This is a genomic window from Streptomyces pseudovenezuelae, from assembly GCF_001513955.1.
GTDB lineage: Bacteria > Actinomycetota > Actinomycetes > Streptomycetales > Streptomycetaceae > Streptomyces > Streptomyces pseudovenezuelae.
The window spans coordinates 434,721-458,209 of record NZ_KQ948145.1 but is presented as its reverse complement, the minus strand read 5'-3'; the positions used below and the strand labels follow the sequence as shown (position 1 = coordinate 458,209).

The 23,489-nt window shown below is 70.8% G+C and carries 20 protein-coding genes; 8 read left to right on the top strand and 12 right to left on the bottom strand.

Annotated features, from left to right (window positions below; all coding sequences use genetic code 11):
* Positions 1–81: 81 nt before the first annotated feature.
* Together AQI94_RS09440 and AQI94_RS09435 are read left to right on the top strand one after the other, a co-directional pair.
* On the top strand, positions 82–1,371 hold the full coding sequence (locus AQI94_RS09440; protein WP_158806497.1) for a recombinase family protein: 1,290 nt from the start codon (positions 82–84) through the stop codon (positions 1,369–1,371).
* An 85-nt stretch (positions 1,372–1,456) separates the two neighbouring features.
* Positions 1,457–3,487 carry a thioredoxin domain-containing protein gene (locus AQI94_RS09435; RefSeq protein ID WP_031059764.1) on the top strand — a complete coding sequence of 677 codons (2,031 nt, stop codon included), beginning with the start codon at positions 1,457–1,459 and terminating at the stop codon, positions 3,485–3,487.
* On the opposite strand, the gene AQI94_RS09430 is transcribed toward AQI94_RS09435, so the two are convergent.
* The 4 genes from AQI94_RS09430 to trhA form a co-directional block, all read right to left on the bottom strand.
* The gene (locus tag AQI94_RS09430) at positions 3,444–4,202 is read right to left on the bottom strand and encodes a Mut7-C RNAse domain-containing protein (protein WP_031059766.1); all 759 of its coding nucleotides are present in this window, start codon (positions 4,200–4,202) and stop codon (positions 3,444–3,446) included. The genes AQI94_RS09435 and AQI94_RS09430 overlap by 44 nt on opposite strands.
* 33 nt (positions 4,203–4,235) lie before the next feature.
* Positions 4,236–4,862: a TetR/AcrR family transcriptional regulator gene (locus AQI94_RS09425; protein WP_031059768.1), complete on the bottom strand. Its 627-nt coding sequence runs from the start codon at positions 4,860–4,862 to the stop codon at positions 4,236–4,238.
* 11 nt (positions 4,863–4,873) lie between these two features.
* The gene (locus tag AQI94_RS09420) at positions 4,874–6,412 is read right to left on the bottom strand and encodes a DHA2 family efflux MFS transporter permease subunit (protein ID WP_031059769.1); all 1,539 of its coding nucleotides are present in this window, start codon (positions 6,410–6,412) and stop codon (positions 4,874–4,876) included.
* A 101-nt stretch (positions 6,413–6,513) separates the two neighbouring features.
* Positions 6,514–7,230: a PAQR family membrane homeostasis protein TrhA gene (gene trhA / locus AQI94_RS09415; protein ID WP_031059770.1), complete on the bottom strand. Its 717-nt coding sequence runs from the start codon at positions 7,228–7,230 to the stop codon at positions 6,514–6,516.
* Positions 7,231–7,568: 338 nt separating this feature from the next.
* Here trhA and AQI94_RS09410 point away from each other — a divergent pair, with 338 nt between their 5' ends.
* Complete coding sequence (locus tag AQI94_RS09410) at positions 7,569–9,392, top strand: phosphoenolpyruvate carboxykinase (GTP) (RefSeq protein ID WP_031059771.1); 1,824 nt, start codon at positions 7,569–7,571, stop codon at positions 9,390–9,392.
* A 187-nt stretch (positions 9,393–9,579) separates the two neighbouring features.
* On the opposite strand, the gene AQI94_RS09405 is transcribed toward AQI94_RS09410, so the two are convergent.
* The 6 genes from AQI94_RS09405 to AQI94_RS09380 all read right to left on the bottom strand — a co-directional run bounded on the left by AQI94_RS09405 (position 9,580) and on the right by AQI94_RS09380 (position 16,214).
* Positions 9,580–10,176, bottom strand: coding sequence for a ferritin family protein (locus tag AQI94_RS09405; protein ID WP_031059773.1), 597 nt, complete (start codon positions 10,174–10,176; stop codon positions 9,580–9,582).
* Complete coding sequence (locus AQI94_RS09400) at positions 10,163–11,719, bottom strand: substrate-binding and vWA domain-containing protein (RefSeq protein WP_031059774.1); 1,557 nt, start codon at positions 11,717–11,719, stop codon at positions 10,163–10,165. The genes AQI94_RS09405 and AQI94_RS09400 overlap by 14 nt, the downstream gene beginning before the upstream one ends.
* The gene (locus AQI94_RS09395; protein WP_031059776.1) at positions 11,716–12,891 is read right to left on the bottom strand and encodes a toxic anion resistance protein; all 1,176 of its coding nucleotides are present in this window, start codon (positions 12,889–12,891) and stop codon (positions 11,716–11,718) included. The genes AQI94_RS09400 and AQI94_RS09395 overlap by 4 nt, the downstream gene beginning before the upstream one ends.
* 15 nt (positions 12,892–12,906) lie before the next feature.
* Positions 12,907–13,971 carry a hypothetical protein gene (locus AQI94_RS09390; RefSeq protein ID WP_031059779.1) on the bottom strand — a complete coding sequence of 355 codons (1,065 nt, stop codon included), beginning with the start codon at positions 13,969–13,971 and terminating at the stop codon, positions 12,907–12,909.
* A 516-nt stretch (positions 13,972–14,487) separates the two neighbouring features.
* Entirely contained in the window at positions 14,488–14,913 is a 426-nt protein-coding gene (locus AQI94_RS09385; RefSeq protein ID WP_062229680.1) for an SCO4983 family protein, read from the bottom strand.
* Between the two features lie 89 nt (positions 14,914–15,002).
* A complete protein-coding gene (locus AQI94_RS09380; protein ID WP_031053905.1) occupies positions 15,003–16,214 on the bottom strand; it encodes a pyridoxal phosphate-dependent aminotransferase in 1,212 nt (403 codons plus the stop codon).
* Positions 16,215–16,340: 126 nt separating this feature from the next.
* On the opposite strand from AQI94_RS09380, the gene AQI94_RS09375 reads away from it, so the two are divergent.
* Positions 16,341–17,000: a hypothetical protein gene (locus tag AQI94_RS09375; RefSeq protein WP_062229679.1), complete on the top strand. Its 660-nt coding sequence runs from the start codon at positions 16,341–16,343 to the stop codon at positions 16,998–17,000.
* A gap of 202 nt (positions 17,001–17,202) precedes the next feature.
* Positions 17,203–18,135 (top strand): S1 family peptidase, encoded by a 933-nt coding sequence (locus AQI94_RS09370; RefSeq protein WP_031039278.1) that lies wholly within the window; start codon positions 17,203–17,205, stop codon positions 18,133–18,135.
* Positions 18,136–18,165: 30 nt separating this feature from the next.
* Here the strand turns inward: AQI94_RS09370 and AQI94_RS09365 are convergent, their stop codons facing one another.
* Both AQI94_RS09365 and AQI94_RS09360 read right to left on the bottom strand, forming a co-directional pair.
* Positions 18,166–19,776, bottom strand: a complete 1,611-nt coding sequence (locus AQI94_RS09365; protein ID WP_031039287.1) for an N-acyl-D-amino-acid deacylase family protein — start codon at positions 19,774–19,776, stop codon at positions 18,166–18,168.
* A gap of 20 nt (positions 19,777–19,796) precedes the next feature.
* Positions 19,797–21,113 carry an amino acid deaminase gene (locus tag AQI94_RS09360; RefSeq protein ID WP_199814293.1) on the bottom strand — a complete coding sequence of 439 codons (1,317 nt, stop codon included), beginning with the start codon at positions 21,111–21,113 and terminating at the stop codon, positions 19,797–19,799.
* 114 nt (positions 21,114–21,227) lie between these two features.
* Here AQI94_RS09360 and AQI94_RS09355 point away from each other — a divergent pair, with 114 nt between their 5' ends.
* The 3 genes from AQI94_RS09355 to AQI94_RS09345 are packed head-to-tail and all read left to right on the top strand — an operon-like array spanning position 21,228 to position 23,454.
* Positions 21,228–22,289 carry a sugar kinase gene (locus AQI94_RS09355; RefSeq protein WP_234438772.1) on the top strand — a complete coding sequence of 354 codons (1,062 nt, stop codon included), beginning with the start codon at positions 21,228–21,230 and terminating at the stop codon, positions 22,287–22,289.
* The gene (locus tag AQI94_RS09350) at positions 22,286–23,047 is read left to right on the top strand and encodes an IclR family transcriptional regulator (RefSeq protein ID WP_031039295.1); all 762 of its coding nucleotides are present in this window, start codon (positions 22,286–22,288) and stop codon (positions 23,045–23,047) included. Before AQI94_RS09355 ends, AQI94_RS09350 begins: the two co-directional genes overlap by 4 nt.
* Positions 23,044–23,454 (top strand): RidA family protein, encoded by a 411-nt coding sequence (locus tag AQI94_RS09345; RefSeq protein ID WP_031039298.1) that lies wholly within the window; start codon positions 23,044–23,046, stop codon positions 23,452–23,454. The genes AQI94_RS09350 and AQI94_RS09345 overlap by 4 nt, the downstream gene beginning before the upstream one ends.
* Positions 23,455–23,489 lie beyond the last annotated feature (35 nt).

The window sequence follows — 23,489 nt, the reverse complement described above, 5'->3', positions numbered from 1 at the left end:
CATCCGGTTCGGCCGATGTGACCTTCGGATCATTCGCTCGTTTTCACGGATGTAGTGCAGGCAGTCGAATGGGGGGATGTCGTGACTCGTGATGAAGCGGGCGACCCGCGCAAGCTGATTCCGGTCCTGTCCTACGCGCGTACGTCGGAGGACGACCGGCAGCGCGACGGACACGGTGTGCGTTTCCAGCTGCGGGTCAACGAACGGACCGCGCAGGACCATGGCTGCGTGGTGATCGCCGCATACAGCGACAACGGCTGCAGCGCGTCGAAAGGGGGAGTGGTGAGGCCCGGTTTCGAGCGTTTGATCACGGACCTGCTGCGCGGGTGCACCGAGGACGGGCAGCGCATCGCGGGCGTCGTCTGTGTCGCGGACGACCGGCTCTATCGCCGGGCCGAGGATCTGGCCCGGTTCCTGGCCGCCCTGACCAGTTCGCCGGGACGGATTCACCTTGATCAGGAAGGAGTTCGAGACCCATATTCGCAGGAAGGCCTGATGCAGGCGGTCCGGTCGTTGAACGCGGCCGTGACCGAGACACGGGTCAGGAGCCGACGGCTGACGAACTGGCATTGGGCCCGGGCTGTCGAGGGCGTGCCCCACAGCGGGCCCCGGCCCTTCGGCTGGTTGGAGGACAGAATCAGCCTCTACCCGGAAGAGGCCGAGCTGGTCGCACGGGCGATCGGAGAGCGGGTCTCCGGTAAGGCAGTCCGGGCCATCGCGCGTGACTGGTGTGAGCTCGGGGTGACCGGCACCCGCGGCGGCAGACCCAACGGGCAGACGGTCACGCAGATCATCACCGCGCCCAGAGTGTGCGGCTATCGGGCGAACAGAGGTGAACTCCTGCTTGATCCCGAGACAGGAGCGCCGGTGCTGGGTCGGTGGGAAGCCATCGCGACACCCGAGGACTGGCAGGCGGTGTGTGCGACCTTCTCAGCGGGAAGTCTGTTCATGCATCGAGGCAGCGGTGCCCCCAGACGCACGGGCACCCCTCGACCGGCGCCTCGCTATCTCGGTACGAGTTTTCTCCGATGCGGGGCGCAGAGCGCTGACGGTACGGTGTGCCGCGGTGCCATGTGTGCCCAGAAGGGGCGGAGCAAACAGAGCCCCTATGTGTACTCCTGCCGCAACTGCGGACGGTGCAGCATCAGTGGACCTCTGGCCGACACGAGCCTCGAAAGCCTGCTCTTCGACAAGGGGCGAAGCCACGGCCGACTGTCCGAGGACACGCGGCAGCGCTGGCAGACCGGCGAAATGTCTCTTGAGGAGAAGCGGAAGATCGTGGCCTCGATCGTCGCTCACTGTCTCGTCCATCCCGGTGTGAAAGCGGAGCACTCCTGGGACTTCTCACGTCTCGAGCCCCTCTGGCGTTGAGCGGATCGGGTGGCGGCGAAAGCGGCACCAGCCGACGGGTAGGCCACGCTGTCACCTGCCGGTGCCAGTCGGGCACGATGGAGACATGCCGAACCGACTGGCCCACGAGACGTCCCCCTACCTCCTCCAGCACGCGGACAACCCGGTCGACTGGTGGCCCTGGTCGGCCGAGGCCTTCGAGGAGGCGCGGAAGACGAACAAACCCGTGCTGTTGAGCGTCGGGTATTCGAGCTGCCACTGGTGTCACGTCCTCGCCCGGGAAAGCTTCGAGGACGAAGCGGTCGCCGCTTTCATGAACGACCACTTCGTCAACATCAAAGTCGACCGCGAGGAACGCCCCGACGTCGACGCCGTCTACATGGAGGCCGTGCAGGCAGCCACCGGGCAGGGCGGCTGGCCCATGACCGTGTTCCTCACCCCGGAAGCCGAGCCCTTCTACTTCGGCACCTACTTCCCGCCCTCGCCCCGCCAGGGCATGCCCTCGTTCCGGCAGGTGCTGGAGGGGGTGCGGGCCGCCTGGACCGACCGGCGGGACGAGGTCGCCGAGGTGGCCCAGAAGATCGTGCGGGATCTCGCCGGGCGGGAGATCTCCTACGGCGACTCGCAGGCGCCCGGCGAGGAGCAGCTCGCGGCGGCCCTGCTCGGGCTGACGCGGGAGTACGACGCGCAGCGCGGCGGGTTCGGCGGGGCGCCGAAGTTCCCGCCGTCCATGGTGGTGGAGTTCCTGCTGCGCCACCACGCCCGCACCGGTGCCGAGGGCGCTCTGCAGATGGCCCAGGACACCTGCGAGCGCATGGCCCGCGGCGGTATCCACGACCAGCTCGGCGGCGGCTTCGCCCGCTACTCCGTGGACCGGGACTGGATCGTGCCGCACTTCGAGAAGATGCTGTACGACAACGCCCTGCTGTGCCGCGTCTACGCCCACCTGTGGCGTGCCACCGGCTCCGACCTGGCCCGTCGGGTCGCCCTCGACACCGCCGACTTCATGGTGCGGGAACTGCGCACCGCCGAGGGCGGGTTCGCCTCCGCGCTGGACGCCGACAGTGACGACGGGACGGGCAAGCACGTCGAGGGCGCGTACTACGTGTGGACGCCGGAGCAGTTGCGTGAGGTGCTCGGGGAGCAGGACGCCGAGCTGGCCGCCCAGTACTTCGGCGTCACCGAGGAGGGGACCTTCGAGCACGGGCAGTCCGTGCTGCAACTGCCTCAGCAGCACACCGTGTTCGACGCCGAGAAGGTCGAGTCGATCCGGCGGCGGCTGCTCGACGCCCGCGCCGAGCGTCCCGCTCCCGGCCGGGACGACAAGGTCGTCGCCGCGTGGAACGGGCTCGCGATCGCCGCGCTCGCCGAGACCGGTGCCTACTTCGACCGTCCTGACCTGGTCGAGGCCGCGCTCGGTGCCGCCGACCTTCTGGTACGGCTGCATCTGGACGAGCAGGCCCGTCTCTCGCGTACCAGCAAGGACGGTCAGGTCGGTGCCAACGCGGGGGTGCTGGAGGACTACGCCGATGTGGCCGAGGGGTTCCTCGCGCTGGCGTCGGTGACCGGGGAGGGGGTCTGGCTCGACTTCGCCGGGTTCCTGCTCGACCATGTGCTGACGCGGTTCACGGGGCCGGAGGGGGCGCTGTTCGACACCGCCGCCGATGCCGAGCGGCTGATCCGGCGGCCGCAGGACCCGACCGACAACGCGGTGCCCTCCGGGTGGACGGCCGCGGCCGGGGCGCTGCTCTCCTACGCCGCGCAGACGGGCGCCGAGCCCCATCGGGCCGCCGCGGAGAAGGCGCTCGGGGTGGTGAAGGCGCTCGGGCCGCGGGTGCCCCGGTTCGTCGGGTGGGGGCTCGCGGTGGCGGAGGCGTTCCTCGACGGGCCGAGGGAGGTCGCGGTCGTCGGGCCCTCGCTGACCGACGCGGGGACAAGGGCCTTGCACCGTACGGCACTTCTGGGGAACGCGCCGGGGGCGGTGGTCGCCGTCGGGACTCCGGACAGCGGGGAACTCCCGCTGCTCGCCGACCGGATCCTCGTCGGCGGGGAACCCACCGCGTACGTCTGCCGGCACTTCACCTGTGACGCGCCTACGACCGACGCGGAGGCGCTGCGGGTGGCGTTGGGCGGTTAGCCTCCGCGAGGGCGTTCGCCACGATCGCCTCCAGTTGTTCGTGGTGGGCGCCCTTCCAGTAGGCGCGGCCGCACTCCTGGCACTGGGCGAAGACGTCGTAGGAGCGTTCGGTGCCGCCCTCCAGGCGGTCGGCCACCTCCTCCTTGGTGGCGTCCTTCAGCAGGCCGTTGCAGGCCGTGCAGCGGGTCCAGGGGCGCAGATCGGGGCGGAAACGGTCCAGGACGTCGCGGAGCTGGTCCTCGGGGCGGGTGCTGTAGACGAAGGCGCCCGCCCACAGTTCCCTGCGGTGCAGCAGGCCCCGGTCGCGGCTGAGCAGGACCCGTTTCTCGGTCGCCGAGCGGGTGGCGAGGGCGGGGTCGCCGATGTCCGTCGACTCGTACGCCGTGTCCACGCCGAGCAGGCGCAGGCGGCGGGCGAGGGTGCCGAGGTGGACGTCGAGGAGGAAGCGGAGCGGGGCGCCGGGGATGTGCTGGGGGCGGGCGACCGGGAGGACGGCCACGGTGTCGCCCGCGGAGGGGACGTACGACCTCGGGACCTCGCGGCCGTCGACGCGCAGGGCCCCGACCTCGGTGAGCGGGACGCCGAGGGATTCCACGACATGGCCGAGGGAGGAGGCGCCGTCGGTGGTGACCGGGGTGGGGCCGCCGCGGCGTCCGTGGGCGACGAACAGGGCCAGCTCGGGGGCGAATTCGACGTGGATCTCGGGTGCGCTCACCGGGTCAGGATGGCATGCGGACGTGCGGTGGTCTCAGGGCTTTTTCGGGGGGAGTCCGTGTTCCAGTACGTGCAGGGCGCGGTCGGTGAGGCCGTGCAGGTCGTCCCGCATGCCGTTCTCCGCCCAGTACTGGTACACCTCGGTGAGGCCGCCGATCAGGGACATCGTCTGAACCCGCACCTCCAGGTCGTCCGCGTCGCGACCGGCGCGTTCCGCGATGACCTCGGCGAGCAGCCGGCCGGTGACGGACATGCTCTCCATCATGCGGGCGCGTACCGCGGGCACCTGGATCATCAGGTGGGCGCGCAGCCGGGTGATCTCGTGGTCCGCTTCGGAGACGTCGAGGGCGCGGTGCAGGATGTGCCGTACGGACTCCATCCACGGCTCGTCCGCGGGCCGGGCGCGCAGTTCGTCCTGCATGACGCTGTCGTACTCGTCGGTGAGGACGATGTCCTCCTTGGTGGGGAAGTAGCGGAAGACCGTGGACGGCGACACCTCGGCGCGCTCGGCGATCTGCTCGACCGTGGTGGCCTCGTAGCCCTGTTCCTCGATCAGCGCGTACGTCGCGTCGCGGATCGCCGTCCGGGTCTTGATCTTCTTCCGCTCGCGAAGTCCCAGCTGGGGGACGTCAGCGGGGGAAGAGGAGTGTACGGGCGTCATGGGTGCCATTCTCAGGCATGGGCCTCCTCGGCAGCCATGTCCGGGTCCGTGGAGGTGTCGGCCGGGCGGGGTGTGCCCGGCAGGAACGCGGCCGCGAGGAGTGCGGCGACGAGGGCCGCGATGCCGCAGACCAGCAGGACGACGCCCATGCCGTGGACGTACGAGGCGTTCGCGGAGGCCAGCAGGTCGGCGTTGCCGGTGCGTTGGGCGACCAGGTGGGCGGCGACCACGGACTCCCCGGCGGTGTCGGCGGCCGGTGCGGACAGTCCGGTGACGTCGAGGCGGTCGCGGAAGGTGCCGGCGAGCAGGCTGCCGAGCAGGGCGATGCCGATCGCTCCGCCGACCTGGCGCATGGTCATCAGGAGTCCGGAACCGCTGCCGGCGCGGTCGCGGGGCAGGGCGCTGAGGCCGCCGTTCATGGCGGGGATGAGCGAGAGGCCGAAGCCGAAGCCGGTGAGGGAGAGCCACAGCGCGACGAATCCGTAGCCGGAGTCGACGGTCGTACGGCTGCCCAGGAGTCCGGAGAAGGCCAGGACCACCAGACCGGCGCTGACCGTGGCACGGGCGCCGAAGCGGGTGACGACCTTGGGGGCCAGGCGGGAGGCGAGCAGCAGTCCGCCCATCATCGGCAGCAGGCGGACGCCGGTGCCGAGGGCGTCGTGGCCGAGGACGGCCTGGAGGAAGGGCGGCAGCACGAACAGCAGGCCGGACAGGATGAAGTTGACCAGGGTCGCGGCGATCGTGTTGAAGAGGAAGCCGCGGTGGGTGAGCAGGGTCATGTCGAGCATGGGCCGCTCGATGCGGCGCTCGCGCAGGACCAGTCCGGCGATCAGGACGACGGATCCCGCGAGCATGCCCAGCACCAGCGGGTCGCCCCAGCCGCGGGTGGGTGCCTCGATGATCGCGTAGACGAGGGCGCCGAGGCCGGTGACGGTGAGCGCGGTGGAGAGGGCGTCGACCCTGGGGGAGGAGGGGTCCCGGGTCTCGGGGAGCAGGAAGACGCAGGCGGCGATGCCGATCGCGGCCATCGGGACGTTGACCAGGAAGACCGAGCCCCACCAGAAGTGGTTGAGCAGCCAGCCGCCGATGATCGGGCCGAGCGGCAGGCCGAGCGCGGAGGCGGCGGAGACGATGCCGACGGCCTTGGTGCGCTCGTCGGGGGCGAAGAGGGTGGGCAGCACGGAGAGCGCGAGCGGGGTGACGAGGGCGCCGCCGACGCCCATCACCGCGCGGGCGGCGATGACCGCGTTCACATTGTCTGCCAGGGCGCCGACCAGGGATCCGGCGAGGAAGACCGCGAGTCCGGTGATCAGCATCCGGCGCCGGCCGAACCGGTCGCCGAGCAGGCCCGCGGGGAGCATCAGGGCCGCGAAGACGACGACGTAGGCGTCCGCCATCCACTGCTGCGCGCCGGTTCCGGCGTCGAGGTCGGCGGCCATGGTCGGCAGCGCCACGTTGAGGATCGTCAGGTCGAAGCCGAGCGTCAGCATGCTCGCGACGAGGGCGGCCAGGGCCCACCAGCGACGGGGGTCCGGAGTGAGAGTGTCCATAAAATGAGAGTAGCTCTCAAAAGCTACTTGCTGTCAATCAAATCGGGCATGCAAAAAGGGCCACGGCTCGGCAGCCGTGGCCCTCGGACGAGGTGGGCGGTCTACGTGTGCTGGTACGCCACCAGCGAGATGCCGACGTAGTGGACGACGAACGCGGCCACGGTGAGGGAGTGGAACACCTCGTGGAAGCCGAACCAGCGCGGTGACGGGTTCGGCCGCTTGATGCCGTAGATCACGCCGCCCGCGCTGTAGAGCAGGCCGCCGATGACGACCAGGACCAGGACCGTGATCCCGCCGGCGCGCATGAAGTCGGGCAGGAAGAAGACCGCGGCCCAGCCCATCGCGATGTAGCAGGGGGTGTAGAGCCAGCGCGGGGCGCCGACCCAGAAGACCCGGAAGAGGATGCCGGCCACCGCGGCGCCCCAGATGCCCCACAGCAGCCAACGCCCCTTGCTGCCGGGCAGGAGCAGCATGGTCAGCGGGGTGTAGGTGCCCGCGATGATCAGGAAGATGTTGGCGTGATCCAGGCGTCTGAGGACGCCGTCCATGCGGGGACTCCAGGTGCCCCGGTGGTACAGCGCGCTGACGCCGAAGAGCAGACAGGCGGTCAGGGCGAAGATCCCACAGGCGATCCGGCCTCTGGTGGAGTCGGCGAGGGCGGTGAGCACCAGCCCTGCGATCAGTGCGGCCGGGAACGTGCCGAGGTGGAGCCAGCCGCGCAGTTTCGGCTTGATGGGCTCCGCCAGGTCGTGGGCGTGCTGCTTGATCTGGTGGGGCAGGGACGGCGGTGCGTCGGCGTCGGGGGCGGGCGGCGTCATGCCCGGCATCGTACCTACGGCGCCGTAAGTTACGCATGAGTACGGCCGCGCGACCGTCGAGAGTGGCCATCCTCTCACGGGAGTTGACCAGTAAAGAAACGGTTGGCCGAACGCTAAGTGCATGCAAATAAACGCGCTGTGTACATCGAAAGCGTGGCGATCCTCACTCCGCTCACCTGTGATGCCCTCTGGACAGATGGGCGCTTCGGTCGGATGATCAAATGAGTGCGGTCGGCACCGGATGAGCGCCAAGGTCACCACCGAAAAGGCACGAGAAGCATCCGGGTCGCAGCCCCCACGGGGCCTCCAAACAAAAAATCCCTCATCTAGGAGCAATCGTGGCGCGCGACATCGCGGCTCCCCCCGTCATCCCCACCCAGCACAAGGAACTGATCTCGTGGGTGAACGAGATCGCCGAACTGACCCAGCCGGACAGCGTGGTCTGGTGTGACGGATCCGAAGCGGAGTACGAGCGCCTGTGCGAGGAGCTCGTCGCGAAGGGCACCTTCAAGAAGCTCGACCCCATCAAGCGCCCCAACTCCTACTACGCGGCCTCCGACCCGACCGATGTCGCGCGCGTCGAGGACCGCACCTTCATCTGCTCGGAGAAGGAGGAGGACGCCGGGCCGACCAACCACTGGAAGGCACCGGGGGAGATGCGGGACATCTTCGCCGGGGACAAGGGCGTCTTCCGCGGCTCGATGAAGGGCCGGACGATGTACGTCGTCCCCTTCTGCATGGGCCCGCTCGGCTCGGACCTCTCCGCGATCGGCGTCGAGATCACCGACTCCGCCTACGTCGCGGTCTCCATGCGCACCATGACCCGCATGGGACAGCCCGTCCTCGACGAACTCGGTGACGACGGCTTCTTCGTCAAGGCCGTGCACACCCTCGGGGCGCCGCTGGAGGAGGGCCAGGAGGACGTTCCCTGGCCGTGCAACTCCACCAAGTACATCTCGCACTTCCCGGAGTCCCGCGAGATCTGGTCCTACGGCTCCGGCTACGGCGGCAACGCCCTGCTCGGCAAGAAGTGCTACGCCCTGCGCATCGCGTCGGTGATGGCCCGTGACGAGGGCTGGCTCGCCGAGCACATGCTCATCCTCAAACTCACCCCGCCGCAGGGCGAGTCCAAGTACGTCGCCGCCGCCTTCCCGTCCGCCTGCGGCAAGACCAACCTCGCCATGCTGGAGCCCACGATCTCCGGCTGGACCGTGGAGACCATCGGCGACGACATCGCCTGGATGCGGTTCGGCGAGGACGGCCGCCTCTACGCGATCAACCCCGAGGCCGGCTTCTTCGGCGTCGCACCCGGCACCGGTGAGCACACCAACGCCAACGCCATGAAGACGCTGTGGGGCAACTCGGTCTTCACCAACGTCGCCCTCACCGACGGCAACGACATCTGGTGGGAGGGCATGACGGAGGAGACCCCGGCCCACCTCACCGACTGGAAGGGCAACGACTGGACGCCCGAGTCAGGCGTCCCGGCCGCCCACCCCAACGCCCGGTTCACCACCCCCGCCGCGCAGTGCCCGATCATCGCGCCCGAGTGGGAGGACCCCAAGGGCGTGCCGATCTCGGCGATCCTCTTCGGCGGCCGGCGCGCCTCGGCGGTGCCGCTGGTGACGGAGTCCTTCGACTGGAACCACGGCGTCTTCCTCGGCGCCAACGTGGCCTCCGAGAAGACCGCCGCCGCCGAGGGCAAGGTCGGCGAGCTGCGCCGCGACCCCTTCGCCATGCTGCCGTTCTGCGGCTACAACATGGGCGACTACATGGGGCACTGGGTCGACGTGGCCAAGGACAAGGACCAGTCGAAGCTGCCGAAGATCTACTACGTCAACTGGTTCCGCAAGAACGACGAGGGCAAGTTCGTCTGGCCCGGCTTCGGCGAGAACAGCCGTGTCCTGAAGTGGATCGTGGAGCGGCTGGAGGGCAAGGCCGAGGGCGTCGAGACGCCGATCGGCATCCTGCCGGCCAAGGACGCCCTCGACACCAAGGGCCTCGACCTGGCCGAGTCCGACCTGGAGTTCCTGCTCACGGTCGACAAGGAGGTGTGGCGGGACGAGGCGTCGCTGATCCCCGAGCACCTCAACACCTTCGGCGACCACACCCCGAAGGAGCTGTGGGACGAGTACCGCGCGCTGGTGCAGCGCCTGGGCTGACGTCCCCCAAAGACGCCGCGGCCGGCTCCGATCGTGCCCTGACCAGCAGTATCGTCACGGCCGGCCGCGGTTTCGGTACGGCGAGGCCGCACACAACGAGGTGTGCGGCTGTGGGCCCGTCCTCACCTTTCCCGTCCGCCCCGACGGGGAGCCCGGTGAGGGCGGGCCCTCGCCGTTCCCCGCGTTCCTAACGGTCCGACCGTTCCTCCAGGTAGCGGGTGTGGGTCTCCTGCCTTCGGGCCTCCGCGTCCCGCAGGCCCGCCGCCAGTTGTTCCGCGTCCTTCTTCATCAGGCCCAGCTGCTGTTCCAGATGCAGTTCGGGGGACTGGGTGCCCGGCGTCATCCTCGTCCACCAGCGGGTCCGGGCGAAGCTGTCCACCGCCTCCGGGAGGTCCCGGCGCACGATCCGGGACAACGCGTGGACGCTCTCCGGGTCGTGCGCCAGAAGCTGCGTCGACCAGTCGCGGTCCAGCAGCGCGGACAGGAGTTCCTTCAGCTCACGCAGCCGGGCCGCCGCCGTGACCGACAGGTCGATGTCCGCCAGGTAGGCGCGCACCTCCTCGAAGTCCGCCCGCACCTCGTCCAGTTGCGCCGACGGGTCCGGGAGGTCCGGCGGCGCGGGGCGCTCCGGCGGGGCGACCAGCGCACCCGCGCCGTAGAGCCCGGCCACGACCACGGGCCAGTACGGGCCCGCCACCCCCGTGAAGGTCAGCACCAGGCCCGCCAGCCCGCACGCGCTGCCCGCGATGTTCTTGCGGGACTCCAGGTACCTACTGATAGCCACGGATCTCCTCGAAGGCGCCGTCCAGCGAGCCCTGGCGGGCGTCGAAGAGGCGGCCGCCGGTCAGGTCGGCGATGTGCGCCAGCTCGGAGCGGTCGGAGTCGCCGAAGAGGATGGGGAAGACGGGGGTGTCCCGGGCCTCCCGGCCGAGCCGGGCGTAGAAGGCCTCGAAGTCCCGCGCCCCGGCCCCGGCCGTGTTCTCGCCGTCCGTCATCAGCACGATCGAGGTGAACGCGTCGCGGCCGGTGCCGAGATGGCCGTACGCCTTCTCCAGCGAGGTGTAGATCGCGGTGTCGCCGTCGGCGGAGAGCGCCGCGGTGTCCGCGCGGATGGCGGTCAGGCCGGTCCGCGGGTCCGCCGGCTCGACCACATGGGTCCGCACGCTCTTGACCTGCGAGCCGAACGGCATCAGCGTGACCTCCTCGCGTTCGCGGAAGTCGCCGGTGAGGCCGGTGAGGGCCGTCTTGAGGCGGGCCAGGCGGTCGCCCTCCATCGAGCCCGAGGTGTCCAGGACGTACACGGTCCGCGACGGGCGGCGCAGCTCGTTCTCGTAGGAGTCGAGCAGGCCGTCGGCGACGGAACGGGTGCCCGGGAAGGGCAGTTCACGACGGCGGGTGGTGTCCAGGCCGCTTGCCGGAGGTACCGAGGCGACCACCGGGCGGCGGTGGGTGCGTGCGGTGATCTCCCGCTGGATCTTCGCGGTGCGCAGGTCCTCCGTCACGCGGCGCACGTCCTCGCGGGTCCGGGCGCTGGTGGACCTGAGCGAGGTGAGCGGGTAGTCGGCGGTGATCACGCCGTCGTGCGGGCGGATCACGGTCAGGCCCGGGATGCCCATGAGGACGGACTCGTAGTTGAGCAGGGCGTCGACGTCGCCGCGCCGGTCGTAGGCCGCGGCCAGCCAGCCCGAGGAACCCGAGGTCAGCTTCTGGCCCTTGAAGAACTTCTTCAGCCGGGGCGTGGCCTTCGTGACGTCCGCGTCGGTGAGCGCCGACTGGGCGCCGGAGAGGGCGGAGGCCACCGAGACCAGGGTGGAGAAGCCGGAGTTGGAGCGGGCCGGATCGGTCATGCCGTACGTCAGTTTCCCGTCCTGGACGGCCTGTTCGACCTGGGACCAGGTGACGTCGGCGGGCTTCCAGCCGAGCGCCCTCACCGTCGCGGACCGCACCCCGATCGCGACCGGGCTCGACATGACGGGCGTCTCGGAGACCACCTTGCGCGCCGCGTCGGGGCGCAGCCGGAGGTAGTCGTTCGAGGACAGCCACAGGGCGTCGTACCGGCCGTCGGTCTTCCCCTCGGCCAGCATCCGCACGGCGTCCAGCGTGCCGATGGGGTTCAGCTTCACCTTGACGCCGGTGTCCTTCTCGACCTGGGCGAGGACCGGGGCCATGTCGCCGAGCTCGCTGGAGGAGAGGACCCGGAGGGTGCCCGGCTCGGCGGGCCCGGGCACGCCGAGCGTCGAGAGACCGCTGATCCCGTCGTCCTGGGTGGTGCAGGCGGTGAGCAGACCGAGCGCCACGAGGCAGCCGGCCACTGCGCGTCGTCTCATCCCAGGCCCCCTTCCAGGGCGCCCTGCGAACGGCTGCGCTCCAAGTACGTGCCGGCGTGCTGGAGTTCCGAGGTCAGCGACTCCACGGTGGCCGCCATCACCTCGGTCGCCTGGACCTTGTACGTGTCGATCGCGTCGAGGGTCCGGTAGATCTGCTGGAAGGCGGACCGCAGGGTCTCGGCGCCGACCGCCGGGTCGGCCGCGATGCGCTGGATCTCCCCGCTCTGGGTGGCCAGCATCTCGGCGTTGCCGCGGATCAGGTCCTCGGTGGTCCCGCGCAGGGCGTTGACCTGCTCGATGACCTTCTTCTGGTTGTCGAGCGCGGAGGCCAGCATCACGGAGATCCGCAGGGCCGACACGGTGGTCGTGGCGGCTCGGTCGACGCCCTTGATCAGCTCCTCGTTGTTGCGCCGTACGACGTCCATGGCGAGGTAGCCCTGCGCGCAGACGGCGAGCTGGGTGAGCAGGTCCTGGTGCTTCTGCCGGACGGGGAAGAGCACGTCGGCGCGGAGCGAGTCGGCCGCCTCGGGATCTGCCACGGCGGTGATGTGCTGCTCGACGGCCGTGTCCAGGGCCTCGGTGAGCACCACGTACTCCTGGAGCTTGCCCATGGTCTCCCACAGGCGGACCCGCTCGGTCTGCAACGCGGCGTTGTCCCGGCGCAGTTCGTCCTGGCCGCCGCGCAGCGAGCCGACGATCCTGTTCAACGTCCCCTGCGCGGAGGCGTACTTGGCGACGTGATCGCGCAGCCTGTTGCCGCCGGGGAGCCGGGAGAGGAACTTGCGGCCCTTGGCGGCGGGCAGGTCCCTCGGGTCCAGGTCCTCGACCACCCGCCGCAGTTCGACGAGGGAGCCGGCCACCTGGGACTGGGCGTCCCCGCCCTTGCCGGGCAGGCTGCGCACGGTCCGCTCCAGCATCCGGTTGGACTGCACGGCGGCGCCCCGCAGCTCGCCGGCGCCGAGCCCGGTGATCTCGCCGACCTTGCCGGCGAACTCGGGCGAGCGGGCGTCGAGCGTCGCCAGTCCCTCGACGTACGCGGCGGCCTTCCTGGCCATGTCGGTCCGTACGGAGTCGTCCACGGGGACGAGCCCGCCGGCCTTCTCGCGTGGCACGGCGGCCACGGGCTCGGGCGGAGTGAGCGTGAAGGTGTCGTTGTCGTTCATGGATGTCATCGGTGCTGTCCCCCGTTATCCGCGCGCCCGTCGCGCCAGCTCGTGCAGCACCGCGGAGGTGGGCACGGGCGCCTGGCGGACGCCGGTCAGTTCCTGCTTGAGATAGGTGGTGGCCGAGGCGAACTCGGTGGTCCGGCCCTGCGGCCGGAAACCGTGCCGGACCTCCAGCTCACGCAACCGCGGGTCGGTGGCGAGGAGTCCGGCCAGAACCTGGCCGTTCTCGGTCAGCGGTACGACCGTGTGGTCGCTGTCGACCGTGGTGTCCGGGTAGAGGACGACCAGGTCGTCGGGGCGCTGCCCGGCCTCCAGGAGCGCGGCGACCTGGGACTCGTAGACCAGGACGAGCGGATTGCCGGCGCCGCTGACGAAGTCCCGGAAGGCCGCGTCCGTGCTGGACTGCTGGGCGCCCTGCACGCTGACGAGCTTGTGCAGCAGCGGAGCCGTCCTCGCGATGTCGGCGGCGCCGGCGACCACCTTGCCGCCGTTGGCCACGTAGGAGGCGGCGGCGAGGTACAGGGCGCCGGAGTTCGAGGTCTCCGGATCGGTGCTGGAGAGGTACAGGGTGCCGGTCAGCTCCCCGTACTTCCCCGCGCCCTTGAGCTGCTGCCAGGTGCGGTCCGCGCGGGCCGCGTCGACATAGGCGGCCATCCTGAGGGTGCCGCGGTGTTCGGCGTCCAGCGTGGCCAGGCCGTTCCGCGCGAGGACCTCGGCGGCGTTCTTTTGGGCCACGACGACCAGGGGCGAGTAGAAGGGGCGCGGGAGGGTTCCCCGCACCCCGTGCTTCGCGGCGAGTTCGGTGGCCGGGGCCTGGCTGGACGGGAAGGCGAAGTCGTACCCGTCGAGGTCCAGGCCCTCCATGGCCCAGGACCCGGAGGTCTCGGCCTTCACGGTGTAGCCCTTGGCGGCGAGGGCCTTCACCACGTCGGGATCTTCGAAGAACTCGGCCTTCTCCGATCCGATCACTCCCAGCACGGTCTTCGTTGCCGTGCCCTTGTCGTCCGCTTCCCGGCCCGCCACGACGGCTGCCACCACGCCGCCGACCAGCAGAACCGCGAGGACGATCCCTACGATTCGTCTCACACGAGGAGAGTGCTCGCGGAACCCAACATTCCCCGGTGAACAGGATGAACGGCAGGTGTAGTCCCGGTCCCGGCTCAACACGCCCGGCCAGGAACGCCCCTCCAGGGGCGCGGGGAACTGCGCACCAAGCCACGACGCACCCGCCGAACTGACCCACCCGCACGGGGACGCCCCTCCAGAGGCGCGGGGAACTGCGCGACAATCCACCACGCAACCGCACCCGCACAACGACACAAGGCCGGTGGCGGATCAACCCACCCGCACGGGGACGCCCTCCCAGGGGCGCGGGGAACTGCGCAAGCCACGACGCACCCACCGAACCAACCCACCCGCACGGGGACGCCCCTCCAGGGGCGCGGGGAACTGCGCGACAAGCCACCACGCACCCGCACCCGCACAACACCCCGCACCCCTACGGCGACCAGGCACCCCGCTCAAGCCAACGCAGTGCATGGCACCCGGTCCGCACGTCGCAGTAGGCGCGCGGACCGGGGCCGAATGAGGGAGCCGTACGGCTCAGTGAGCGGCGAGTTCGCGGGGGTCGGCCAGAGCCGCGCTGTGCGCGTCCATCCGCTCCGCCGCCAGGATCGCCGCCGCCGTGTCCGCCCGCGACGCCGCCACGAGCAGCGCGCGCCCGGCCACCGCGTGGGCGCGCCGGTGAAGGTCGTCGACGCGTGGGTCCGGGGCGACCGAGGTCAGCGAGGCACGGGCCGGTGCGCCGCCGCCCCGCAGCCGGGCCACCTGCTCGGCGAGCCGCCCGGCCGCGGTGTCCAGGTCGGCGGACGGGGCCAGGGCGCGCAGCTCGTCCGTGACGGCGAGCAGGGCGGCGAGATGGCCCGCGAGCTGGATGTCCAGCTCTTCCTCGCGGGAGCGGTGAGGGAAGTCGGAGGGGGTGTCGGCCATCGTGGAGTGGACCGACTTGGTGCGGATCGGTTCGTACATGGGATGGCCTCCTGTGCAGTCAGGAAACCATCCTAGCTTAGATTCCGTCTAAAGTTGAGGGAGCGAAAAAGATCCGGTGCCGACGAGGTTTACGGCTGGCTGTACCCGTCCAGGAAGTTCCCGATCCGCCCCACCGCGTCCCGCAGGTCGCCGACCGTCGGCAGGGTCACCACCCGGAAGTGATCGGGCTCGGGCCAGTTGAAACCGGAGCCCTGGACGACCATGATCTTCTCCTGGCGCAGCAGGTCCAGGACCATCCGCCGGTCGTCCTTGATCTTGAAGACCTTGGGGTCGAGTCGGGGGAAGAGGTACAGCGCCCCCTTCGGCTTCACACAGCTCACGCCGGGGATCCGGGTCAGCAGCTCGTACGCCACGTCACGCTGCTCGACGAGCCGGCCGCCCGGCAGCACCAGGTCGGTGATCGACTGCCGTCCGCTGAGTGCGGCGACCACTCCGTGCTGTCCCGGCATGTTCGCGCACAGGCGCATGTTGGCCAGAACGGTCAGGCCCTCGATGTAGGAGTCGGCGTGTGCGCGCGGGCCGGAGATCGACATCCAGCCCACCCGGTAGCCCGCCACCCGGTACGCCTTGGACATGCCGTTGAAGGTGAGGGTCAGCAGGTCGGGGGCGACCGCCGCGGTCGGGGTGTGCGTGGCGCCGTCGTAGAGGATCTTGTCGTAGATCTCGTCCGAGCAGACCAGCAGGTTGTGCCGGCGGGCGATGTCGGTCAGCCCCTTGATCATGGTCTCGTCGTAGACCGCGCCCGTGGGGTTGTTGGGGTTGATGATGACGATCGCCTTGGTGCGGTCGGTGACCTTCCGCTCCACGTCCGCGAGGTCGGGCATCCAGTCCGCCTGCTCGTCGCAGCGGTAGTGCACGGCCGTACCGCCGGAGAGGGAGACCGCGGCCGTCCACAGCGGGTAGTCCGGGGCCGGTACGAGGACCTCGTCGCCGTCGTCGAGCAGGCCCTGCATCGCCATCACGATCAGCTCGGAGACGCCGTTGCCGATGAAGACGTGCTCGACGTCGGTCTCGATGCCGAGGGTCTGGTTGTGCATGACGACGGCCCGGCGCGCGGCGAGCAGGCCCTTGGCGTCGCCGTACCCGTGGGCCGTGGAGACGTTGCGGAGGACGTCCTCCAGGATCTCCGGCGGTGCCTCGAACCCGAAGGCGGCGGGGTTGCCCGTGTTCAGCTTGAGGATGCGGTGCCCGGCCGCTTCCAGGCGCATCGCCTCCTCGAGAACCGGACCCCGGATCTCGTAACAGACGTTGGCGAGCTTGGTCGACTGGATCACCTGCATGTCTGGGAGCTTACGGCCCGGTAACGCCTCACGGGTCGTGTTTTCCGCCACGTGAGACGCGTCGGTTTGGGCTGTTATCGCCGGTAGCTGTCCCAGCCGCCTCATCCGTCCCTAGAATCCGTCGCCATGTCGAGGCCAGTCGAATACGAGTCCGGGGCGCCGAACGTCTACCAGCCGCAGCCCACCGCGGCCCCGGCGTACGAGGAGTACCCGGACCCCGCGGCCGCGCACGGCTGGCAGACCGCGTACGACGCGACGGCCGAGCTCCCCCGCGTCGGACCCGCGGGAGCGGAGTCCGGCGACCGGGAGCCGAGCGGGCCGGATTCCGTCGGCCGGGCCGCCCGGCGGCGGGCCGCGCGCGGCGGGAGCGGTCGGCGTTCGCGCCGGGTGCTCGTGGCCGTCGGTGCCCTCGGAGCCGTGGGAGCGGCCGCGCTGATCGCGGGGCTGTCCCTGTCGGGCTCCTCCGAGTCCGGGCAGAACCCGGCGAGCGAGGCCACCTCGGCCTCCGCGGAGACCGGCGCCGGCACGGACCCGGCCTCCGCCACCCGCCCGGCGGCTCCGGGCGCGACGGCCTCCGGTGGACCGGCGACCGGTGCCGACGCGCCGGGCACGAGCCCCTCCCCGGACGCGTCCGGGGGCCCGCGGACGAGCGGGAGTCCGTCGGCCGGGGCCTCCTCCGGCGCCTCGCCCTCCGCCGCGGCGAGCTCCGCCGCGGCCGGCGCCGACGGCCCGGGCAACTCCGACGGGAAGGGGCGCGGACAGGGCGTCACGAAGAAGCCCAAGTAGCCGTGGGAATGGGTAAGTTGATCTCGCAGGACGGGCGGCGGGGGGTTCGTGCTGTCCCGGATGTGGAGGTGTCGCCCGCCGAGAGGCGCGGGCTCGGCACAGCTTCTTGCCCAAGTGACCACCCTTCTTCACAATGTTCATGACAAACTCACGGGCGGCCGGAAGATTTCCGGCCGCCCAAGTCGCAAGAGGGGACCCCCACATGAGAAAGCCTCTCGTCGCCGCGCTCAGCGCTCTGGCCCTGGCCGGGATAGGCGCGGCACCCGCGGTCGCCGCCGAGCCGACCGCCTCCGGCGTCGGCAAGAGCGTCGACACGGACACCCCCGTCTCCGTGGTCCACGACGTGGTCACGTCCGCCGGTGCGGCCCTGTCCCAGGTCACGTCACCGTCACCCCAGCTCAAGGCCGTGACCCTCGCCGGGACCGTCTCGCTCAGCAACTGCTCCGGCTCGGTCATCCGGTTCCCGAACTCGGCGGACACCGACCCGGCGCTGGTGCTCAGCAACGGGCACTGCCTCACCACCGGCTTCCCCGAGCCGGGCGAGGTGCTCACCAACCAGGCGTCCAGCCGCACCTTCGGGCTGCTGAACTCCTCCGGCACCCGGGTCGCGACCCTGCGCGCCAGCAAGCTCGCCTACGGGACGATGACCGACACGGACGTGTCGATCTACCAGCTCACCAGCACGTACGCGTCGATCAAGAGCTCGTACGGCATCTCCGCGCTCACCGTGCAGGACACCCACCCGACCGCCGGGACCGCCATCACGGTGGCCTCCGGCTACTGGAAGCGGCTCTACAGCTGCAACATCGACGGGTTCGCGTACCGCCTGAAGGAGGGCGACTGGACCTGGAAGGACTCGGTCCGTTACACCTCCGCCTGCCAGACCATCGGCGGCACCTCGGGCTCGCCCGTCATCGACCAGGCCACCGGCAAGGTCGTCGCCGTCAACAACACCGGCAACGAGGACGGCGAGCGCTGCACGGAGAACAACCCGTGCGAGGTCGACGCGAACGGCAACGTCACCGTCCGTGAGGGCATCAACTACGCCCAGGAGATCTACAACATCCCGGCCTGCTTCACGACCGGCAACCAGCTCAACCTGAACGCGAGCACCTGCACCCTGCCCAAGCCGTAAGGACCGCACAGCAAGGCACGAGTCGTTCCGTCACACGGGACTGTGACGGACCGCTCTGCCGGCCAGGACGTCCGTGCGGAGCCCGTCCTCGATCACGAACCTGCCGTCGACCAGGACGTGCGGGATGCCGGTCGGCAAGCGGCGCGGGTCCTCGAACGTCGATCCCGGGGCCACCGTCCGCGGGTCGAAGAGGACCAGGTCCGCCCGGTAGCCCTCCTTGACCAGACCGCGGTCCGGCAGCCGCAGCCGGGACGCCGGGCGCGAGGTGAGATGCGCGACGCACTCCTCCAGGGACAGGACGCCCAACTCCCTTACGTACGTGCCGAGATAGCGCGGGAAGGTGCCGTACGCCCGCGGATGCGGCTTGGCGCCCTGCAGGATGCCGTCGGAGCCGCCGGTGTGCACCCGGTGCCGCATGATCGTGCGGACGTTCCCCTCGTGGCCGACGTGCTGGAGGATCGACGGCGCCAGCCGGTCGGCGAGCAGGAGTCCGCGGGCCGTCGTCCAGGGGCTCTCGCCGCGCAGCCGGGCCGACTCCGCGACCGTACGGCCGACGAAGTCCGCGAGGGCCGTGTCGCCGACGCCCGAGATCTCGATCGTCTCCCACTCGACGGGCACGCCGTGGCAGCCGTCCGCCCCGACGACCTCCAGGTGGTGCCGGATCCGCTCGGCCGTGTCGTCGTCCGCCAGCCGCTTCAGGACCGCCTCGGGGCCGCCCTCGCCCGCCCAGCTCGGCAGCAGGGCCGCGAGGGTCGTGGCGCCGGGCGTGTAGGGGTAGGTGTCCAGGCTGATGTCGGCGCCGGAGGCCAGCGCCTCGTCCAGAAGGGCGAGCAGCTGGGGTGCCCGGCCCCTGTTCTCGGCGAAGTTCATGGTGGCGTGGGCCAGATGGAGCGCGCAGCCGGCCTCCCGGGCCAGGGCGACCATCTCCTCGTACGCCTCCAGCGCGCCCGCCCCGTACGAGCGGTGGTGCGGGCAGTAGTAGCCGCCGTACCGGGCCACCACCCGGCACAGTTCGGTCAGTTCGGCGTCCTTGGCGTACATGCCGGGGGTGTAGGTCAGGCCCGATGACATGCCGAGTGCGCCCTGTTCCATCCCCTCGGCCACCAGCGCGCGCATGCGGTCGAGTTCCCGGGGAGTCGCCTCGCGGTCCTCCCAGCCGACGACGAGCGCGCGGACCGTGCCCTGGGGGATCAGATAGGCCGCGTTGACGGCGATCCCGCGGTCGAGACGATCCAGGTACTCGCCCACCGTCCGCCAGTCGAAGTCGATGTCGTCGCCGTAGCCGTTCCACCCGGCGACGGCCCGGCGGACCTCCTCCAGGGTGCGGTCGTCGACCGGGGCGTACGACAGCCCGTCCTGGCCCAGCACTTCGAGCGTGACGCCCTGCGCGGCCTTGGCGCTGTGGTCGGGGTCGCGCAGCAGGGCCAGGTCGCTGTGGGCGTGCATGTCGATGAAGCCGGGGGCGAGGACGAGCCCCTCGGCGTCCAGCTCCCGGCGGGCCTTGGGGCGTTGGCACCCGGCGTCGGCGGCCTCCTTGACGATCGAGACGATCCGGCCGCCGTCGACGACCACGTCGGCGCGGTACGAGAAGTCGCCGCTGCCGTCGACGACGTCCGCGTCCCTGATGACGAGCTCTTCCATCGCCGGGGTCCCTTCGCGTCTCAGAAGAACGTGCGGATGTAGTCGACGACCGTGCCGTCGGCCTGCGCCACCGGGATCAGCTGCCACTTGTCGAAGGACGTGCACGGGTGGGAGAGGCCGAGGCCCAGCCAGTCGCCCACCTCCAGATCGGCCTCGGGGGCCGTGGCCAGCCAGGCGTGCTGGTCGGAGAGGGAGGTCACCTCGATGCCGGTGGCCGGGCGCTCGACACCGCCGCGGCGGACCACCTGCGGGAAGGGGAGGTCGAGGTCGTGGGCCGCGTCCCGCTTGCCCGCGTTGGCGAAGGCCTGGGCCGGGGAGGGGCGCGAGACGATCTGCGTCCACAGCCGGAACGCCGGCTCCAGGGCGCCCTCCTCGGGGATCCGGTTGAAGGGGGTCACCTTGCGGTAGTGGCCGTCGTCGTGCGAGACGTAGGCGCCGGAGCGGAGCAACTTCAGAACGGGGAGGGAGAGTTCGGGGATATCGGCGAAGACGTCGGCGACCGCGTCGAACCAGGCGCTGCCGCCGGCGCTGACCACGATCTCGTCGAGCCCTCGCCCGGCGAACCGTCCGGCCTTGTCGAAGTCGACGGCCAGGGCGACGAGTCGGCGCAGCCAGGCGTGCACCCGCTCCGGGTCCGCCCCGGGAACCTCGCCCTCGTACCCGGCGACGCCGACGAGCCGCAGCGTCCCGGTGGCCGCGACCGCGTCGGCGACCGCCGCGCACTCCTTCTCCGTGCGGACACCGGTGCGCGCGCCCTCACCGGCGGCGAGTTCGACGACGACGTCCAGGGGACGGGGGGTGCCGGTCAGGGCCGCGTCCATCAGCTCGACCCCGCGTACGGAGTCGACGTAGCAGACGAAACGGAAGCCGGGGTCGGCCGCCAGCTCACCGGCGACCCACTTCAGCGCCGCCGGGTCCACCAGTTCGTTGGCGAGGAAGACCCGCTGGACGCCGAACGCCCGCGCGACCCGCACCTGGTGGGGGACGGCCAGGGTGATGCCCCAGGCGCCGCGCTCGATCTGGCGCTGGAACAGCTGGGGGGCCATGGTCGTCTTGCCATGCGGCGCGAAGGCGAGGCCGTGGCGGACGGCGTACGTCTCCATGAGCGCGAGGTTGTGCTCCAGGCGCTCGGCGGAGAGGGCCAGCACGGGGGTCGTGAAGCCGTCGGTGAAGAGGTTGCGGCGCTGGGCGGTCAGCTCGGCGACGGTCAGGCCGTCCGCGTCCGGGGGGAGGCCCTTGAAACGGTGGTCGACACGGTCCTCCGCGAGGCGGGCGAGCGCTTCGGTACCGGACAAGAGGGCCTCCCTGAGGGCCGTTGCAGTGCGTGCAACGTCCATTGCGTATATCGCTGACTGCTGTCTAACATCCACGCCAACGCCGGGTCAATGAAGGAGCCAAGGACCATCGTGCATGCCCCCGACGCCGTGGACGTCGTCGCGCTCGGCGAGTCCATGGTCACGTTCCTGCCCAGCCGGCCGGGGCGGCTCGCCGACGTGCCGTCCTTCGACCGGGCGATCGGGGGCGCGGAGTCGAACGTCGCGTGCGGATTGGCTGCCGCCGGGCATGCGGTGCGGTGGGTCAGCCGGGTCGGGGCCGACGGGTTCGGGGACCACCTGGTCGAGACGGTCGGAGGGTACGGCGTCGATGTCTCCTCGGTCGGTCGTGATCCTTCGCGTCCTACGGGGGTGTACTTCCGTACGGCGGGGGACCGGGCCACGGCCGCGCATGAAGTGGCGTACTACCGGGCGGGGTCGGCGGCTTCGGCGATGTCGGTCGAGAACGTCGACCTGGCGGCGGTGCGGGCGGGGCGGGTGCTGCACCTTTCGGGGATCACGGCGGCCCTGTCGGACACCTGTCTCGAGCTGGTGCGGGAGTTGACGGCTTCCGGAGCGGAACGGCCCCTTGTCTCCTTCGACGTCAACCACCGGGCCGGGTTGTGGCGGGACGCGGACGGTCCGCGGGTGCTGCTGGAGCTGGCCCGGCAGGCGGACATCGTGTTCGTGGGGGAGGACGAGGCGGAGGAGGCGTGGGGGGTTGTGGGCGGTCCGGCGGCTGTTCGTGCGGTATTGCCCGAGCCGGGGGTGCTGGTGGTGAAACAGGGGGCGGTGGGCGCTACCGCTTTCGTGTCGGCGGCGAGCAGTGGTGAGCTGGTCGCGCAGTTCCCCGCGCCCCTGGGCGGGTCCCGGGCGGCGTCAGTCGACGGGTCACCCTCGGCGGGCACCTTCGTACCCGCCCTCTCCGTCGACGTCGTGGCCACCACCGGAGCCGGCGACGCCTTCGCCGCGGGCTTCCTGTCGGCGACCCTGCGCGACCTCCCCCTGAGGGACCGCCTCCGCCACGGCCATCTCTGGGCCGCCGCCGCCCTCACCGTCCCCGGTGACCTGGCCGCGCCCCCCTCCCGCCCACACGCCGACCGCCTCGCCGCGGTCGCGGACGACACGTGGGGGACACTTCGACTCGGCCCCGGCTGGACGCAAGCCGACCCGGCCCCGGAGGAGGTACGCACCCCATGAGCCAGACCGTCGACCGCGCACTGAGCATCCTGCCGCTGCTCGCCGCGGGCCCCGCCGACCTCGGGCAGGTCGCCGACCGCCTCGGCGTCCACAAGTCCACCGCGCTGCGACTCCTGCGCACCCTCCACGAACACGGCATGGTCTACCGGCAGTCCGACCAGCGCTACCGCCTCGGCGCCCGGCTCATCGCCCTCGCCCAGGAGGCGATGGAGAACCTCGACATCCGCGAGATCGCCCACCCCCACCTCGTACGGCTGAACGAGCAGTGCGGCCACACCGTCCACCTCGCCGTGTACGAGGAGGACGAGGTGCTCTACATCGACAAGGTGGAGAGCCGCTACCCCGTGCGCATGTACTCGCGGATCGGCAAACCGGTGGCCATCACCGTCGCCGCGGTCGCGAAACTGCTGCTCGCCGATCTTCCCGAGGCCGAGCGGCGCGCCCTCGCGGACACCCTCGAATACCCCCTGTACACAGCCCGTTCGACACCCAACGCCCCCGCGTTCCTGAAGGAGTTGGAGCGGGTGCGCGAACAGGGCTGGGCCACCGACCTCGGTGGCCACGAGGAGTCCATCAACTGCGTCGCGGCCCCCGTCCGCGGCGCCGACGGCAGGGTCGTCGCCGCGATGTCGGTCTCCGCGCCCAACGTCGTCGTCACCACCGAGGAACTCCTCGCCCTCCTCCCACTGGTCCGCCGTACCGCCGATGCCATCAGCGGCGAGTACTCGGGCAGAACTACAGCCAAGGAATCCGTATGACGGACAAGATCGCGCTCACCCCCGGGACCCACACCACCCCGCCCGCGAAGTTCTCCCACGGGGTCAGGAAGGGCAACATCCTCCAGGTCGCCGGGCAGGTCGGCTTCCTGCCGGCCGAGGAGGGCAAGCCGCCCACGCCCGCCGGTCCCACCCTGCGCGAGCAGACCCTCCAGACCCTCGCCAACGTCAAGGCGATCCTGGAGGAGGGCGGCGCCTCCTGGGACGACGTGATGATGATCCGCGTCTATCTGACGGACGTGGACCACTTCGCCGAGATGAACGCGCTCTACAACACCTACTTCGAGGAGCAGGGCCTCACCGCCCCGCCCGCCGCCCGGACCACCGTCTACGTCGGCCTTCCCGCCGGGCTCCTCATCGAGATCGACGCGCTCGCCGTTCTCGGCTGACGCTCTCGCGACTCCCGCACGTCCTGCACGGCACG